The 15,744-nt window shown below is 65.6% G+C and carries 17 protein-coding genes and 1 other RNA gene; 9 read left to right on the forward strand and 9 right to left on the reverse strand.

Annotated features, from left to right (window positions below; genetic code table 11):
* Positions 1-149: 149 nt before the first annotated feature.
* The 4 genes from B0684_RS12045 to B0684_RS12060 all read right to left on the reverse strand — a co-directional run bounded on the left by B0684_RS12045 (position 150) and on the right by B0684_RS12060 (position 4,504).
* A complete protein-coding gene (locus B0684_RS12045; RefSeq protein ID WP_018169356.1) occupies positions 150-1,919 on the reverse strand; it encodes a sodium:solute symporter family protein in 1,770 nt (589 codons plus the stop codon).
* 7 nt (positions 1,920-1,926) lie between these two features.
* Positions 1,927-2,190: a DUF4212 domain-containing protein gene (locus tag B0684_RS12050; protein ID WP_018146154.1), complete on the reverse strand. Its 264-nt coding sequence runs from the start codon at positions 2,188-2,190 to the stop codon at positions 1,927-1,929.
* A 43-nt stretch (positions 2,191-2,233) separates the two neighbouring features.
* Positions 2,234-4,108 (reverse strand): DUF294 nucleotidyltransferase-like domain-containing protein, encoded by a 1,875-nt coding sequence (locus B0684_RS12055; protein ID WP_018650385.1) that lies wholly within the window; start codon positions 4,106-4,108, stop codon positions 2,234-2,236.
* Positions 4,109-4,339: 231 nt separating this feature from the next.
* Positions 4,340-4,504 carry a DUF1328 domain-containing protein gene (locus B0684_RS12060; protein WP_018146152.1) on the reverse strand — a complete coding sequence of 55 codons (165 nt, stop codon included), beginning with the start codon at positions 4,502-4,504 and terminating at the stop codon, positions 4,340-4,342.
* Between the two features lie 342 nt (positions 4,505-4,846).
* Between B0684_RS12060 and B0684_RS12065 the strand changes: the two genes are divergently transcribed.
* Together B0684_RS12065 and B0684_RS12070 are read left to right on the forward strand one after the other, a co-directional pair.
* Positions 4,847-5,140: a hypothetical protein gene (locus B0684_RS12065; protein WP_018650384.1), complete on the forward strand. Its 294-nt coding sequence runs from the start codon at positions 4,847-4,849 to the stop codon at positions 5,138-5,140.
* Positions 5,141-5,454: 314 nt separating this feature from the next.
* Entirely contained in the window at positions 5,455-6,063 is a 609-nt protein-coding gene (locus B0684_RS12070; protein ID WP_018650383.1) for a porin family protein, read from the forward strand.
* Positions 6,064-6,158: 95 nt separating this feature from the next.
* Here the strand turns inward: B0684_RS12070 and gorA are convergent, their stop codons facing one another.
* Positions 6,159-7,553: a glutathione-disulfide reductase gene (gorA, locus tag B0684_RS12075; RefSeq protein ID WP_018650382.1), complete on the reverse strand. Its 1,395-nt coding sequence runs from the start codon at positions 7,551-7,553 to the stop codon at positions 6,159-6,161.
* A 195-nt stretch (positions 7,554-7,748) separates the two neighbouring features.
* Positions 7,749-8,498 carry a glutathione peroxidase gene (locus tag B0684_RS12080; protein ID WP_018169361.1) on the reverse strand — a complete coding sequence of 250 codons (750 nt, stop codon included), beginning with the start codon at positions 8,496-8,498 and terminating at the stop codon, positions 7,749-7,751.
* 264 nt (positions 8,499-8,762) lie between these two features.
* On the opposite strand from B0684_RS12080, the gene ffs reads away from it, so the two are divergent.
* From ffs to B0684_RS12110, 6 genes are all read left to right on the forward strand, one after another.
* An RNA gene (gene ffs / locus B0684_RS12085) (signal recognition particle sRNA small type) lies at positions 8,763-8,859 on the forward strand.
* An 86-nt stretch (positions 8,860-8,945) separates the two neighbouring features.
* Positions 8,946-10,790: a DNA polymerase III subunit gamma/tau gene (dnaX, locus tag B0684_RS12090; protein WP_018169362.1), complete on the forward strand. Its 1,845-nt coding sequence runs from the start codon at positions 8,946-8,948 to the stop codon at positions 10,788-10,790.
* A gap of 51 nt (positions 10,791-10,841) precedes the next feature.
* Entirely contained in the window at positions 10,842-11,168 is a 327-nt protein-coding gene (locus B0684_RS12095; protein ID WP_018146146.1) for a YbaB/EbfC family nucleoid-associated protein, read from the forward strand.
* Between the two features lie 22 nt (positions 11,169-11,190).
* Entirely contained in the window at positions 11,191-11,781 is a 591-nt protein-coding gene (gene recR / locus B0684_RS12100) for a recombination mediator RecR (protein WP_018146145.1), read from the forward strand.
* 34 nt (positions 11,782-11,815) lie between these two features.
* A complete protein-coding gene (locus B0684_RS12105) occupies positions 11,816-12,160 on the forward strand; it encodes a histidine triad nucleotide-binding protein (RefSeq protein ID WP_018169363.1) in 345 nt (114 codons plus the stop codon).
* A 30-nt stretch (positions 12,161-12,190) separates the two neighbouring features.
* Positions 12,191-12,985, forward strand: a complete 795-nt coding sequence (locus B0684_RS12110) for a hypothetical protein (protein ID WP_018650381.1) — start codon at positions 12,191-12,193, stop codon at positions 12,983-12,985.
* Positions 12,986-13,296: 311 nt separating this feature from the next.
* Here B0684_RS12110 and rsgA read toward each other — a convergent pair whose 3' ends face one another.
* From rsgA to B0684_RS12125, 3 genes are read right to left on the reverse strand one after another with little or no spacing between them, the layout of a single operon-like run.
* Positions 13,297-14,193 carry a ribosome small subunit-dependent GTPase A gene (gene rsgA / locus B0684_RS12115; RefSeq protein WP_018169365.1) on the reverse strand — a complete coding sequence of 299 codons (897 nt, stop codon included), beginning with the start codon at positions 14,191-14,193 and terminating at the stop codon, positions 13,297-13,299.
* A gap of 21 nt (positions 14,194-14,214) precedes the next feature.
* The gene (locus B0684_RS12120; RefSeq protein ID WP_018169366.1) at positions 14,215-14,550 is read right to left on the reverse strand and encodes a 4a-hydroxytetrahydrobiopterin dehydratase; all 336 of its coding nucleotides are present in this window, start codon (positions 14,548-14,550) and stop codon (positions 14,215-14,217) included.
* Positions 14,543-14,863 (reverse strand): c-type cytochrome, encoded by a 321-nt coding sequence (locus tag B0684_RS12125; protein WP_018169367.1) that lies wholly within the window; start codon positions 14,861-14,863, stop codon positions 14,543-14,545. The genes B0684_RS12120 and B0684_RS12125 overlap by 8 nt, the downstream gene beginning before the upstream one ends.
* Before the next feature lie 128 nt (positions 14,864-14,991).
* Between B0684_RS12125 and orn the strand changes: the two genes are divergently transcribed.
* Positions 14,992-15,555, forward strand: coding sequence for an oligoribonuclease (gene orn / locus B0684_RS12130; protein ID WP_018169368.1), 564 nt, complete (start codon positions 14,992-14,994; stop codon positions 15,553-15,555).
* Positions 15,556-15,744 lie beyond the last annotated feature (189 nt).

The raw sequence follows: 15,744 nt of genomic DNA on the forward strand, positions 1-15,744 counted from the left end.
GGTCGATTGCCGCTTGGCCCGCAGACACTGTGCCAGATAAAAGGGGCCGACCCGGTGCACCCGAGCCGACCCCGTCTTTTCTCCTGTCGAATGACCATCCAGTCATGGTGGCAGGGGTCCCGCCATGTTGGTCATGGCGGGACCGTCCATCAGCCTTCGGTACGCGGTACGCGCACGCTTTCCACCAGATCCTGGATGTCCTTCGGCGGCTCCTTGGTCAGCTTCATCACGATGTAGGCGGTGACGAAGTTGAAGACCGCGCCGATGGCGCCGAAGCCGGTCGGGTTCACGCCCAGCAGCCAGCCGTCCGGGTTGTCCGGGAGCATCGCGGTGCCGGAGAAGAAGAACCAGCCCTTGTACGTGAAGATGTACAGAAGGGTGGTCAGCAGACCCACCAGCATGCCGGCGATCGCGCCTTCCTTGTTCATCTTCTTCATGAAGATGCCCATCATCAGGGTCGGGAACAGCGAGGCCGCGGCGAGACCGAAGGCCAGTGCCACCACCTCGGCCGCGAAGCCGGGTGGATTCAGCCCCAGATAACCGGCGAACAGGATGGCGACACCCATGGCGATACGTCCGGCCATGAGCTCCCGTTTCTCGCTGATCCTTGGCATGAACACGCCCTTCAGCAAGTCGTGCGAGATGGCCGATGCAATGGCCAGCAGCAGTCCCGCTGCGGTCGACAGTGCGGCGGCAATACCGCCCGCTGCGACCAGTGCGATGACCCAGCCCGGAAGCCCGGCGATCTCGGGGTTGGCCAGCACCATGATGTCGCGGTCGAGGGTGACGATCTCGGAACCTTCCCAGCCGTATTCCTCTTCGGCGAAAGCCGCGAACTCTTCGTTGCCGTCGTTGTAGTACTGGATCACGCCGTCGTCGTTCTTGTCCTCAAAGGCAAGCAGGCCGGTCTGTTCCCAGCGCTCCATCCACGCCGGCCGGTCCGCATGGGCCAGATGCCCCTCTTCGGTGCCGATCTCGCCCGGGTGGACGGTGTTCACCAGGTTCCAGATGGCCATCGCGCCGACTGCCGGGGCGGTGGTGTAGAGGATGCCGATGAACACCAGCGCCCAGCCGGCGGACTTGCGGGCATCACGCACGCGCGGAACGGTGAAGAAGCGGATGATTACGTGCGGCAGGCCCGCGGTACCGATCATCAGCGCCAGCGTCAGCAGGAACATGTTGAGCATGCTCATGCCGCCCACTTCGGTGTAGGCGTGGAAGCCCAGATCGACCATGGTCTGGTCCAGCGCCTCCAGCAGGTAGGTATCCGTCCCCTGCAGGGTGGAGCCCAGTCCCAGCTGCGGGACCGGATTGCCGGTCAGGGTGATGGCAATGAAGATCGCCGGCACCGTGTAGGCAAAGATCATGATCACGTACTGCGCGATCTGGGTGTAGGTGATGCCTTTCATCCCGCCGAGTACGGCGTAGATGAACACCACGGTCATGCCGGCGATCAGGCCGGTGGCCAGTGGCACTTCCAGGATGTTGGAGAAGGCGATCCCGACCCCGCGCATCTGCCCGATCACGTAGGTCACGGACATCACGATCAGGGAGATCACCGCGATAATGCGCGCGGTCTTCGAGTAGAAGCGGTCACCGATGAATTCCGGCACCGTGAACTTCCCGAACTTGCGCAGGTACGGGGCCAGCAGCAGTGCCATCAGCACGTAGCCGCCGGTCCAGCCCATCAGGTACGCACCCCCGGTGAAGCCGAGGAACGCGATCAGGCCGGCCATGGAGATGAACGACGCGGCGGACATCCAGTCCGCGGCCGTGGCCATGCCGTTGGCGATCGGGTTAATGCCGCGCCCGGCGACGTAGAACTCGCTGGTCGAACCGGCGCGCGCCCAGATGGCAATGCCGATGTACAGGGCGAACGTCGCCCCGACCACGAGCAGGCTTAGAGTCTGTTGATCCATGACAGGCTTACTCCTCGTGGACGTTGAACTTGCGATCCAGGACGTTCATGCGCCAGGCATAAACGAAGATCAGGATGATGAAGGTGTAGATCGAGCCCTGTTGCGCGAACCAGAAGCCCAGCGGATAGCCCCCCAGCTGGAACGCGTTCAGCGGCTGGGAGACCAGAATGCCCAGCACGAACGACACCAGGAACCAGATTGCCAGGCAGATGCCCAGCAGACGCAGATGCGCCCGCCAGTAGGCCTGCCGGCTCAGGTCTTCTTGTGACATGACGATGCTCCTCTCGTAAGGTTTTGTTGTTTGCCGTGTTCCATCACAGCTGGTATTGCACCTCAAGCTGTCCCTGCAGCTTGCGGGCCTGCCGGAAACTCTCCTTGAGCACCCGTCCCTCCAGGGCACCCAGCTCTTCCGGCCGGATTCGGTTGTCGTCGTCGCGTCCCTCGCGCAGCGCCTTTTGCTGGGCGCGCAGGCGCAGCATCTGCAGGTAGCGCAGTGCGGCGTGGTAGTCCTGGGCATCGGCGGCGCGCATTACGTCGGCCGCAACGGCCTGGTCCAGACGTTCGTGGGTGCGCGTGGCCGGCAACTCGGCCGCCAGTGCGATCACCCGTGCGCCGTCGACGAAGGGCGTGAGCCCCTGTTTCTTGATATCGATCCCGTTGGACCCGCTCTTGATCTCGCCGAACAGACCCAGCGGTGGGCGGAACATCTGCTGGTTGGCGGCCATCTGGCGGCGGAAGCGGCTGTTGAAGGCGGTCTTCTGCAGCAGGCGGGTGCGCAGCGCCTCGACGGGTCCGGCATCGCCGTCCACGGCGCGCAGATCGAAGAAAATGCTGCTCTTGAGCAGGTGCTCCGGCGTGCCTTGCTCGATCCAGCGGGTGAAACGCTGATCCCACTCCGGGCCGCTCAGGCAGCACTCCGGGTTGCCGGCCATGATGTTGCCGGGGCACAGCATGAACCCGCACTCGGCCAGCGCCTGGTTCACGTCCTTCGCGTACGGCAGCAGGCGCTCGCGGATCGCGTCCGCATCGCTGGCCGCGGCGTCGAACAGGATGCCGTTGTCCTGGTCCGTGACCAGGGCCTGCTCCTCGCGCGCCTGGGAGCCGAACGCCAGCCAAGTGAAGTCGATGCCCTCGATCGCCTCGTGCTGCGGCCGCAACAGGGCCAGCACCCGGCGGGTGGCGTGTTCGTTGAGACGCGTGATCAGGCGCAGGACCTGATCGGCTTCTGCGCCCTGGCCGGCCACGGCCTCGATCAGGCGTGGCACCTGGCGCAGGCGCTCGGCGACGGCGGTGACAGAGTCGGCGCGGCGGATCGCGCGCACCAGACCGTCCAGGGTCAGCGGCTGACTGGTCAGCAGGTCGCGCTCGCCCAGCACGCCGACCAGGCGGCCGTCGCGCACCACACACAGGTGGGTCATCCCGTGCTCGGTCATCGCCTCGATACCCTCGAAGCCCGGGGCGCTCTCCTCCAGCGCCACCGGGTCGGGGGTCATCACGGCCGCGACCGGGGTGTCGAGGTCGACATCCGCGAGCGCCACGCGCGAGAGCAGGTCATGCAGGGTGAAGATGCCCACCGGCCGCTGGTTGTCGTCGACCGCGACGATGGAGCCGACCCGCTCGTCGCGCATGGTGGTCAGGACCTCGCGCAGCCGGGTGTCCGGGCGGCAGGTAACCGGGCTGCGCGCCAGGCGCAGGACCAGCGGCGTATTGAGTTGTCCGGCGCCACCGTCGCGGGCGGACAGGGTGTCCAGGCCCTGCTGCAGGCGGTCCAGCAGGTTGGCCAGGCGGCGCGTGCAGAAGTCGTTAAAGACCCGCGAACGGGCGCGCAGGCGGTCGAAGTCCTCCAGGCTCAGTTCCAGGCAGACGGTGTCCTCCGCTGCGCGATGCACGGTATGTACCGCGCGGCGGCCGAGGAGGGCGCCGATCGGGAAGCATTCGCCGGGGATCAGCTCCCAGGCCTTGCCGGAGAGCTGTTCGTCCTCGCTGGGGGTCTCGCCGCGGATGCGGCCCTGGCGGATGATGTGGAAACGCTGGGCCGGACCGGCCTCGGGGTCGGTGATGCGCGCGCCACGCGCGTAGAAGCGGCTCTCCAGGCGGGGCAGCAGGAACTCCAGCGCATCCGTCTCGAGCTGGTCGAACGGGGCGTGGGCGCCGAGGAACTCCCGGGTGCTGTCGAGCGCGTCGGACATGGCGGTAGCGGCATCCCCAAAGTGATGGTGTTCACGTCTCGGGGGTCTAATGCAAGTTGCACGCCAATTCTTTGGCCCCCGCGAATCAGCAGGTTGTGGCCAAGCGGTCTGTTCCGTGCGTTACGTTGCGTAACGTGCGTGTTTCTTCTCGTTACACCGGCCCGCGGCGTAACGGAGGCAAATGCGAATGCCGACCTGTTCGCATTCGCCCCGGTCGTCAGCAAGCCTTCGTTACACCGGGGGGCGCCTGCCGGTGACGAAGAACACCACCGCCAGGATCAGGCCCACGACAAACAGGATCCAGGCGATTTGCGTGGCGGCCCCGGCAATCCCGCTCAGCCCCAGCGCGCCCGCGACGATCGCAACGATCAGGAAAAGTAGTGCCCATCCCAGCATTGGTTCTCTCCTTTCGACTCGTTTGAATTTTCAGTGTAGGCCAGAATTCGCTGTCCCATGGCTTCTTGTATTCGGCTTGGCGTACCAGTTCTCAGTTCCGGACGCCCATGGGCGACCTGGCGTATCCACCAAGGACACACTGGGGCTAGGTGGGTGATGCTCGCTATGGGTTTTCAATCGGATGAAGATGTGTCCGGTCGGGAAATGTGAACCTGTTCAGGGCGGCTTCGGTGCATGCCGAGATAGAGGTCGCCGGCGTCGGTGCAAAAATGTTGCCTTTTCGATGGATTGGGAAGCATTGATCGGCGCGCCCTGGAAAAAAAATCCTGGAGGGAAAATGCAATGAGCAGCGTTATCCGAAAATCATGCAAGGATGCGGCCGGTCCGTCCCGATTCCTGTCGCTGCCGGTATATGCGGTAGCCCTGGTGCTTGGCGGCATGCTGGCCGGCTGTTCCGATCCGGGCCCTGCGCAGGAGGCCGGCGAGGCAGTGGACGAGACGGTCGAGGAGGTGGACGAGGATCTGCGTGGCTGGATCGAGGATCTGCGCGAGGATGAGGTGCAAGAGGACGAATCCGGCCGCGGGGGGCATGACGACGCGTTCTCCGAGGAGGATCCGGCGCACGATATGGACTGATCAGTGGTCGCCGTGCCGTGGGGCCGGGTCGGAAAGGGGCTCGGTCAAACGGATGCAGCGATCAGGAAACAAAAGGCTGGTGGGTGGGTCGCCATGAGCGGATGGCGGTTCGCCCATCAGCCTTTTTCTTTGGGTTCTGTGGGTGTGCGCGGTATCACGAGTCGGGTCTCGGGGTGGGGCTGTTTTGCACGTGTTTGAAAATGAGTCACGCATTTCTTCTTTCCGGACCTGGGGTGTTTCGGGAAAATCGCCGGCGTCTTTATGGCAGTCAAGAAATTTTACATTTCGAGCACGATCAGGAAGGAGACGCGAAGATGAAAAAGATCTTGTTGAACACGGTTGTGGTGGCCGCTGCAGGGATCCTGGCGCCCCAAGTGGTGATGGCAGATGAGTCTGATCGGGGCGAGGGCCTGTACATGGGGCTCGGTACCGGTTTCAGCGCTCTGAAGAACGACCGCGATGAAGTCGCCGATTTCATCGGTTCCGGGGCCTCGGACTACCGCCTGGACGACGACGACAACGTCTGGCGCGGGTTTGTCGGGTACAACTTCAATCCGTATGTAGGGGTCGAGGGGTTCTACTCGGATCTCGGAGAGGTGAAGCTGCGCGGTGACGAGTCCGGTGCGCATACCGACATCAAGTCCCGAGCCTATGGCGCGAGCGTCCTCGGCAAACTGCCGATCGGGCAGCATTTCGAGTTCTTTGCGAAGGCGGGCCTCGCCAAGTGGGATGCAGACGTCCGGGGCAACCTGGGTGATGAGAGCATCACCCTGCGCGACAACGATGGCGTGGATCCGGTCTACGGACTCGGTGCGCAGGTGAATCTGGACAGCTTCCTGATTCGCGCCGAGTACGAACGCTATGCCTTCGACAGCGACTACAAGGTCGACGCGTTTACTGCCTCGGTTGGCTGGCGATTCTAGAAAATACGGGCACAGACGGCCCACGAGATAACGTCTTGACGCCGCCCCGGTTGGTTGCCGGGGCGGCGTTTTACGTGGGGAGAACGGCGTGACCCTCAGGCGGCCTTGGCAATGCCTTCCTGGCGGCCCGGGCGGCCTTCCTTCAGGGTGACCAGTTCCTCGGCGCTGGTCGGGTGCAGCGGGATGGTCAGGTCCAGGTCGCGCTTGGTCGCGCCCATGCGCACGGCCACCGCGAAACCCTGCAGCATCTCGTCGACATTGGCGCCGATCATGTGGATGCCCACCACCTTTTCGTCGTCCCCGACGCAGACCAGCTTCATTGCCACCGGCGGCACCTCGCCCTCGGCGAAGGCGCGGTTCAGGCCGCCGAACTGCGTCTCGTAGATACGCACCGTGTCTCCGTGCTTCTCCACTGCCTGCGGCTCGGTCAGGCCCACCATGCCCGCGGTCGGGTGCGTAAAGGTGACCGTGGGGATCTGGTCGTAGTCCACCGGCACGGGGTTCGTCTCCGGGGCATACCAGTGCGCGGCCAGGCGGCGACCGGCGGCGATGGCCACGGGGGTCAGCGGCCCCTTGCCGATGATATCGCCCAGGGCGTAGATGCCCTCGACATTGGTCGCCTGCCACTCGTCTACCGGGATGGTGCCGCCGCGGGCGATCTCGACGCCGACCTCTTCCAGGCCCATGTCCTGGGTGGCCGGCTTGCGGCCGACGGCCCATAGCACCTTCTCGTACGGGCCCAGTTCCTTGCCGCCTTCCAGTTTGACGGTGACCGCGCCGGGCTTGCCGCCCAGACCCGCGGCCTTCATGCCTAGGTGGCGTTCGATGCCCTGGTGCTCCATGTGCTGGTCCAGCGTCTGCGAGATCATCGGGTCGGCGATCTCCAGCACGCGGTCCTCCATGGCGACCACGTCGGTCTTCACACCCATGGAGCGCAACATGCCGGCCATTTCCAGCCCGATGTAGCCTCCGCCGATTACCGCGATGGATTCCGGCAGCTCGGTCCACTCGAAGAAGTCGTCGGAGGTGGCACCCAGCTCGGCGCCCTCGAGCGGCGGTACCAGCGGGGCGCCACCCATGGCCAACACGATGCGTTCGGCGGTGTACTCGGTGCCGCTGTCACTGACCACCTTGTTCGTGTCGGCCAGGCGGGCCCGTTCCGGGATGTGGGTCACGCCCAGCTTCTCCAGGTGCCCGGACCAGAAGTTGTTCAGGTCCTTCAGCATTGCCTGGCGTTTGTTCGCCAGGTCGGCATAGCGGATGCCCTTGATCTCGACGTCCACACCGAACTCGCCGGCCTCGCGGGCGTGCGACAGGTGCTCCGCGGCGTACCAGGTGAGCTTTTTCGGGACGCAGCCCTCGTTCACGCAGGTGCCGCCCAGGGGCTTGGGATCGAACACGGCGACGCGGGCGCCGTGCGGGGCGGCACGTTCCGCAACGGCCAGGCCGCCGCTGCCGCCGCCGATCACGATGATGTCGTAGTGTTCCATGTCGGTTCCTCGAAGGATTCGGTCAACGTTGGGTTTAGTCGAAGTTTCGCATAACGACCGCCGTCGTTACGGTCGTCAGGGTTTGCCATCCGTGTCCGGATGTCCGGATTCGACGTCCGGACACGGATGGCCACCTGTGGGAGCAGATGGCCATCCGGGGCGGGCCGTGGACCCGCCCCGGGTGGTGGTGACGAGTTACGCCGCCTTCTTCTCGCGGGAGATCCACTCCTGCAGATCTTCCGCGCCGCCGATGCGGTGCCCGCCGACGAATACCTGCGGCACGGTCATCGCACCGGTAGCCGCCCGCAGGCTGCGCAGGCTGGCGTCGCGACCCAGCACGATCTCCTCGTAGTCGAGACCGGCGTTCTCCAGCATCTCCTTGGCGCTGGCGCAGTACGGGCAGCCCGGCTTGGTGAAGACCACCACGTCTTCGGGGCAGGCCGCGTCCGGGGCGACGTGGGCGAGCATCGTGTCGGCGTCGGAGACGACGAAGGGGTCGCCCGGCTCGTCCGGCTCGATGAACTGCTTCTCGATCACGCCGTCGCGCACCAGCATGGAGTAGCGCCAGGAGCGGTGACCAAAGCCAAGGTCGCTCTTGTCGACCAGCATGCCCATCTGTTCGGTGAATTCGCCGTTACCGTCGGCGATGAAGGTCACCCGGTCGGCCTGCTGATCGGCCTGCCAGGCTTCCATCACGAAGCCATCATTGACCGAGATGCAGACGATCTCGTCGATGCCATGCTGCTTGAGCACCGGTGCCAGCTCGTTGTAACGCGGCACGTGGGCGGACGAGCAGGTCGGGGTGAATGCGCCCGGCAGGGCGAACACGACCACGTTGCGACCCTTGAACAGGTCTTCGCTGCGGACGTCATTCCAGTCGTTGTCCTTGCGGCAGCGGAAGGTGACTTCCGGGACGCGCTGACCTTCGCGATTTTCGAGTTCCATGTTTCGTACTCCTGTTTGGGTGTTAATTGCAGTAGACCAGAAAGAAGATTTGGGTTCGGTCGAGGCGATGCCCGACTGCGAGACTCAAGATAAGGGCTGGCCTCTCATTGATCCAGTTTTCGTTCTCTATACGGTTGTTAGTTTCGGGCTATCGTCAGTTCCGGGCCTTTGTGGCGTCTCAAGGTTGACGCGTCCGCCGGAAATGCGGAAGCTTGCCGCCCGGATTCGGAAAGCCCGAATCGCGGTCCGCGTTATGGTGGTCCGTATCAGTCCCCTCGCGACGACAGGTTGTGAACCCCGCCAGGCCCGGAAGGGAGCAACGGTAGCAACTGCGTCGGGCGCCGGGGTGTGGCGGGTGCGGGCCACCACCCTTTTCCTTGCGGCCCAGATTCCTGCGGTGATTGCCCCGCACCCGGGCACGCAACAGACTCCACTGACGGGGGAGGCATGAGTCACCAGGTTCTGGCCCGCAAGTGGCGCCCCTCGCGCTTCGAGGACCTGGTCGGGCAGCCGCATGTGGTGCGCGCCCTGGCCAATGCCCTGAGCGGTGAACGCCTGCACCACGCCTACCTGTTTGCCGGTACCCGCGGGGTGGGCAAGACCTCCATTGCCCGGATTCTTGCGCGCTGTCTCAATTGCGAGACCGGCGTGACGGCCACGCCCTGCGGCGAGTGCCGTTCCTGCGTGGAGATCGCCGAGGGTCGCCACCTCGACTTGATCGAAGTGGATGCCGCCTCGCGCACCCGGGTGGACGATACCCGCGAGCTGCTGGACAACGTCTCCTATGCCCCGACCACCGGGCGCTTCAAGGTGTACCTGATCGACGAGGTACACATGCTCTCGGAGAAGAGCTTCAACGCCCTGTTGAAGACCCTGGAGGAGCCGCCGGAACACGTGAAGTTCCTGCTGGCGACGACCGATCCGCAGAAGCTGCCGGTCACCGTGCTGTCGCGCTGCCTGCAGTTCAACCTGAAACCGATGCCGCCGGCGATGATCGCCGAGCACCTGACCCGGATCCTGGCCGCCGAAGGCGTCGAGGCGGAGCCGGGTGCCCTGCTGCGTCTGGGCGAGGCGGCCGAGGGCTCGATGCGCGATGCCCTGAGTCTGACCGACCAGGCGATTGCCTATGGCGGCGACCGCCTGAGCGAATCCGACGCCTGCGACATGCTTGGATTGCTCCCGCGCACGCGACTGGCCGCGCTGCTGGATGCGGTGTTTGCCGGGGACGGCCCGGCCCTGCTGGCGGGCCTGGCGGAGCTGGAGACGCTGGGACCCGACTGGTCGCGCCTGCTGGACGAGCTCGCCGCGCTGGTGCACCAAGTGGCGGTGCAGCAGGTGGCCGGTGCCACACCGGCGGCGGGCGAGGAGGCGCTGGTCTGGGCACACGAGGCCGCCGGCCGGGTCGACCCGGAAACGATTCAGCTGACCTATCAGATCCTGATCCACGGGGTGCGTGATCTGCCCTACGCGCCGGACGCGCGCATGGGCGTGGAGATGACCTTGCTGCGCCTGCTGGCCTTTCGCCCGGAGCCAGCCCCGGGGTCTGGGGAGGACGAGGGCCAGGCCGAACGCCGGCCGGCCACGGTGCGCGGGGAAGCGTCTGCGCCGCGCGCCGCGCCCTCCCGTAATGCCGCACCCGCGGTGCAACCCGCTGCAGTCGAACCGGCCATGCCGAAATCGGCCGCGCAGGCGGCCTCGCGCAGCGGTGAAAACTCGCCGCCGCCCCGCGAGCGGGTGAGCGAGCCGCCACCTCCGCGGGAGGCACCCACACCGCCGGTGCACGCCGATGAGCCCACGCACCGGGAGTCGTCGCCGCGACAGGCCACGCCGGCGGCGTCTTCGACTGCGGAACCGGTCGCACCCGCCGTGGCCGCAGACGGGATGTTCGACTGGCATCGTTTTGCCGAGGGTCTGCCCATGGGGACGGTGCGCGAACTCGCCCTGCACGCGGAGCTGCGCAAGCATGACCAGGAGTGCGTGGTGATTGCGGTGGCTCCGGGTACGTTATGTACCGACCGGGCCAGGACCCGCCTGAAGGAAGCGCTGGAGAAGACGCTGGGGCACTCCCTTCGCCTGGAGATTGTCAACCAGTCCGAACCGTCGGAGACGACACCCGCGGCGCGGCTTGCGGCGGCCTCGGCAGAGCGTCAGGCTAGCGCCGAGACGACCATGCGCGAGGACCCGGTGGTCCAGGCCCTGGGCCTGGAATTTGGCGCCGAACTGGGCGCGGTGCGCATTCGCGAAACCAACGAAGACAACTCCGCGGGCGACGCGTCGTCGGCCCCGCGCTAACCCGTCGAGTACGGACAAACCCGCCTTTGTGCGGGGCAGGAGATCGAACCGATGATGAAAGGTGGCATGGGTGGCCTGATGAAGCAGGCCCAGAAGATGCAGGAAGACATGCAGAAGGTGCAGGCCGAGCTGGCCGAGATGGAGATCGAGGGCCAGGCCGGCGGCGGGCTGGTCAGCGTGGTGTTGACCGGCAAGTACGCCGCGCGCCGCGTGAAGATCGACCCCAGCCTGTTCGACGATGATCGCGACATGCTCGAAGACCTGGTGGCCGCCGCGATCAACGATGCGGTGCAGAAGGTCGAGTCCACCACGCAGGAGCGCATGGGCAGCCTGACCGAGGGCATGGGCCTGCCGGCCGGCATGAAGCTGCCGTTCTGAACCGGCGGAGCGGGCGCGCCTGATGGAAGCGGAACTGGACGAGCTGGTCCAGGCGCTGCGCTGCCTCCCCGGGGTCGGGGCAAAGTCGGCGCGGCGTATGGCGCTGCACTTGCTGGAGCGCGACCGCGAGGGCGCGCGGCGCCTGTCGCGGGCGGTGGACGAGGCCGTGGCGCGCATCGGGCATTGCTCGGTATGCCGCACGCTGACCTCGGCCGAGACCTGTTCGCGCTGCGCGGACCCGGAGCGCGATTCGCGGGTGGTTTGCGTGGTAGAGAGCCCCGGCGACGTGCTGGCGATCGAGTCGGCCACGGATTTCGGCGGTCGCTTTCACGTTTTGCTGGGCCGGTTGTCGCCGCTGGACGGGATTGGCCCGGAGGAGCTGGGGCTCGACCGACTGGAGGCCCGCTTGCAGGCGGAGGGTGTGGAGGAGCTGATCCTGGCGACGAACACGTCGGTAGAGGGCGAGGTGACCGCGCATTACCTCGCGGAGATGGCCGCACGTCACGGGATTCGTACCACGCGTATCGCCCAGGGTATCCCCAGCGGCGGCGAGCTGGAGTACATCGATGCCGGCACCCTGGCGCATGCACTTTCGGGTCGGCGCGAATATTGATGCGTGGTAATATTTTGATATCAGGAGTAGCGGCATGACGGATTGCGTGTTCTGCAAGATCGTGGCGGGCGAGATCCCGGCCCGGGTGGTGTTCGAGGACGACGCGGTGCTGGCCTTCGAGGATCTGAACCCGCAGGCGCCCGAACATGTGCTGGTGATCCCGAAAACGCACATTGCCACGTTGAACGATTTGAGCGCTGCGGAGGCCCCGGTGATCGGGCAGATGGCCCGGGCCGCGGCGGAGATCGCACGCGATCGCGGATTTGCGGAGAACGGTTATCGAACCGTGATGAATTGCAACGACCACGGTGGGCAAACGGTCTACCATATACACATGCATGTCCTCGCTGGGCGTGCACTGAGCTGGCCCCCCGGCTAGCGGCCAGGAACGACAACACGGATTGCTGGTGTGACGCGACAAGGATCGAACGGTGCAGCCCTGAAGCGGCCGCAGGCACAATGCCTGCGGCCGCTTCGTGCGCGCGCGTGGCGCTCGGGCTGGTTCGTGGCTTCGCTGGTGGTTGCGGGTCTCGCACTGGGCACGGGCGCTGCCAGCGCCGCCGACCGTTACTCGTTGGTTACGCCACCCCAGACCCAGGGGATCGGTGGGGCGGGGGTGACGTTGCGCGACGAGCCGGAAACGGGTCGCGACACCGAATCGCGCTACCGCCTGTCGGTGCGCAGTACCGGCGATGCCTCGGCCCTGGACGAGGCCGACAATGCCTTAGGCGGGACACGCCTGTTCGAGGCGGTGGGTGGCTATCACCAGGAACTGGGTGGGGGCTTCGGTTACGGCCTGAATCTTGGGGTGGGCATGGAGACGCGTCCGGACTGGAACGAACTCGGGCCGGCCGGTGAGTCCACCGCGTACTTCACCGATTTCAGTTTCGGGCCGACCTTCGCCTCCGGGCGTTTCGACAGCCAGTTCCGGGTGGGCGTGCGCCAGCCCCTGTCCAGCGAGGATCGGGATCTGGGCTTCGGCTACGGTGATCGCAGTCGCGAGACGGGCCGCACCGCCGGTTACCTGAGCCTGGATGGCCGCCTGCGTCTGCAGAACCAGTCCGAGCTGTCCCTGAGCCTGTACTACGACGACTATTCGCTGAACTCCGCGGATAACTGGCTGGCCGATCGCCTCGAGTTTGAAGGCGTGAGCCGCGAGCCGGCCTTCTCGGTCATCGGCGTCGAGATGGGCCTGACCTTCTGATCCCGGTCCCCCCGGCCGCGACACCTGCCACACGTTCCGCCGCAACTCTCACTGCACGCCACCGTGCGGGCTCTCCGAGTTCGTCTGGTGCAACCACGACGTACACGAAGGCACGAAGAAGGGCCGGAAAAGCGATTCACAGGGCATTGGGAGGTTGGAAGAAATTCCGACTGGAATTCTCTGACTCGCACGGATCGTTGCGGGGCGCCACCGAACACGCGGTTTCCAATGCCTTTCTTCGTCCAGGCTTCCCCTTCCCGTTAATCGCTTTGTAACCCTGGGTGTTCTTCGTGTGCTTCGTCGAGGAAAAGTTACCCGCGCGCGCGGTTCTGGGCGGGGATCTCGGCGGCGAGGGCGTGCCAGGCCTGCAGGCGTGCGGCGGGGAGTTCGCCGGCCTCGATCGCGGCCAGTACCGCACAACCGGGCTCGCTCTGGTGGCGGCAGTCACGGAAGCGGCATTGATCACCGCGCTCCGCGATGTCCGGGAAGCCGCGCTCCAGGGTGTCCAGGGACGGGATTTCGGGCGTGAAATCGCGCACGCCGGGCGAGTCAATCCAGGCGCCGCCGTTGGCCAGTGGAAACCACTGGGCGGTGACCGTGGTGTGGCGTCCCTCGCCGGAGGCGGCCAGGTCGCCCGTGGTTGGCGCGATCGCGTCGACGATCCCGTACTGCTCGAGCAGCGCGGCGACCAGCGAGGACTTTCCGACACCGGACTGCCCGACCAGGATGTTGGTCTGGCCGGCCGCAGCCGCCGCCAGGTCGTCCAGTCCGAACCCGCTTTTGGCGCTGACGAATAGCGGATCCAGGTCCAGCTGGCGGTAGGCGTCCAGCCACTCGGGCCGGGCCGCGGGCCCCTCGTCCTGCTTGTTGATCAGCAGGCGGGGGCGGGCGGGCAGGTTGAGGATTGCCACCAGAAAGCGGTCGATCAGGTTGCGCGAGGGTGCCGGTTCCGGCGCGATCACAATCCACACGCAGTCGATATTGGCCGCGATGACCTTGCGCCGGCCGAAGCCGTCGCGACGCACGAGCACGTTGTTGCGATCCAGCTGGCGGGTCACCTCGTCGCCGGTGGCATCCAGCTCGACCAGGTCGCCGCAGGCGAGGTCGCGGAAGCGGCGGTGCAGGCGTAACCGACGCGGGGCCGCGTCGGGCCCCGCGATGTCGGCCATCTGGTTGTGGCGGGCGAAGACCCGGGCGATCCGCGTCAAGCCGGGGCTCCTTGTGGCTGCCTAGTCGAACAGGGCATCGACGCGCGCGGCACAGATAAAGTCATTCTCGCTCAGCCCGCCGATGGCATGGGTCGAGAACTCCACCGCACAGCGGTTGAAGCCGACCGCCATGTCGGGGTGATGATCCTCGCCATGCGCGATCCAGGCGACGGCGTTCACGAACGCCATGGTCTCGTGGAAGTTCTTGAACTTGAAGCTGCGCTGGATGCTCTTGCCGGTCTCGTCGATACCCCAGGCGTCGTGCAGCTGTCCCAGGGCGCGCTGGGCATCGTCCCGTGGCATCGGGTTGGTAAAGCCTTCGCAGGACTGGCAGTGCTTGGTCTTCAGATCAGTCATCGAACTGGTAGTACTCCGCGTTGAGGTAGGCGACCACGGCATTGACCTCGTCGTCGAACCAGTTGGTGCCGAGATTCACATTGCAGTTGTTAACCTGGGCCACCAGTTCGTCGTGCGAGCCGACCATGCGGTTCGATCGCGTGTAGAGGTCGGAGCCATCGCCTCCGACCATGTCGGCGTGACAGCTGATGCAGTTGTCGCTGTGCAGCTCCTGTCCCATGCGGATGTCATCCGCCAGCGCGATGTTCGCGCCGCCAAGGCTCAGGGCCAGCGCGGCAGTGCCGGCGGCAATACGTGCGTTGGTATGTCGCATTGTTCCCTCCTGATCACGGGGGTTGGAGTCCGGGGCCACAGGCCCCGCAACCATGATGATAGACTCCTGCGGCATATGAAAGGGCCGTGGTCGTCACACGACGGCCTCCCCGCGAAGGAGTACGCGACATGGCCGTGAATGCCGAAAACCTGATCTGGATCGATCTCGAGATGACCGGTCTGGAGCCGCAAACCGACCGGATCCTGGAGGTGGCGACCATCGTCACCGACAAGGACCTTAACATCCTGGCCGAAGGGCCAGTCATTGCCCTGTACCAGCCGGCCGAGGTGCTGGAGGGGATGGATGAATGGAACCAGCGCACCCATGGAACATCGGGGCTGATCGAACGGGTGCGCAACAGCTCGTCGGACACCCGCGATGCGGAGCAGGCGACCCTGGAGTTCCTGGCGCAGTATGTGCCGAAGGGGGCCTCGCCGATGTGTGGCAATTCCATCTGCCAGGACCGGCGCTTCATGGCGCGCCTGATGCCGGAGTTGGAGCAGTACTTCCACTACCGCAATCTGGATGTCTCCACCTTGAAGGAGCTGGCGCGGCGCTGGGCCCCGGACGTGATCGCGCAGTTGCGCAAGAACGCGTCTCACCAGGCCATGCAGGATATCCGCGATTCGATCGACGAACTGCGCCTGTACCGCGAACGCTTCATCCAGATGCCGCCGGCGTCGCAGAACTAGCCTTCCGTCCTTCCAGGTCCCATGGTGCACTCGGCGTGTGTGCTGCGTGGCGCACAGGCCGGGCCCGGTTCTTCCTCGGGTGTTTACGGTGGGCTCTGTCCGGCGCCGACCCGGGAGGCTGGTCCCGGTTCATCCTCAGTGTTTACTTGCCTCTGGTCCGCCGCCTGCCACGCGCTCTCTCGCGAGCGC

Origin of the sequence: Thioalkalivibrio versutus (genome assembly GCF_001999325.1) — a bacterium.
GTDB classification, from domain to species: Bacteria; Pseudomonadota; Gammaproteobacteria; order Ectothiorhodospirales; family Ectothiorhodospiraceae; genus Thioalkalivibrio; species Thioalkalivibrio versutus.